Genomic DNA, 521 nt, shown 5'->3' on the forward strand with positions numbered 1-521 from the left:
AAAGTATACAAGAGCTAAAGGGGAACAGAGTTCCAAAGAGCGAGTGCAGTGCATACAAACTAGAGAAGAATATATATAGATTTGGATTACTGAGCCAAAGCACTGGTGTTGTAGACCAGTAGTGCACCGCCGGCGAGTATGCCGGCGAGGGTGACTGCCCATATGGCTAAGCCGGTGGTGCCGCCGACGTAAACATCGCCGCTCGGAGCCCACTCATCCTCGTTGTAGATGGGGCTGTATCCATCCACGTTAGCACCGTATTTGTCCACGTACTGGTACACACCCTTTCCCTTAGGCTTCCTGCCAGAGGCGTCGACACCATTTCTCAAGTCCATGCCGCCGCCAGTTCCATAAGGTGTGTCGGTCTTGATCTTCTTGCCGCCACTGGCTTCAACTCTCAAAGGAGTGGCGGTTCTGGCGAGCGACGGCAGCCCTCTCGCGGCGGACTTCTCGGCGGTGAAGGCGGCGGGCTTGAGAGCGAGTGAGCTCATCACTGTGCTTGCCATATCGATATATCTTTG

General features: G+C 54.7%; 1 protein-coding gene. It reads right to left on the minus strand.

The genetic code is table 11. The annotated features are described in order from the left end of the window. Positions 1-86 precede the first annotated feature (86 nt). A partial coding sequence (gene psbR / locus D1151_RS16560; protein ID WP_207708637.1) for a photosystem II protein PsbR occupies positions 87-521 on the minus strand: 435 nt, incomplete at its 5' end.

It is taken from the genome of Emergencia sp. 1XD21-10, assembly GCF_009936045.1.
GTDB lineage: Bacteria > Bacillota > Clostridia > Peptostreptococcales > Anaerovoracaceae > Senimuribacter > Senimuribacter intestinalis.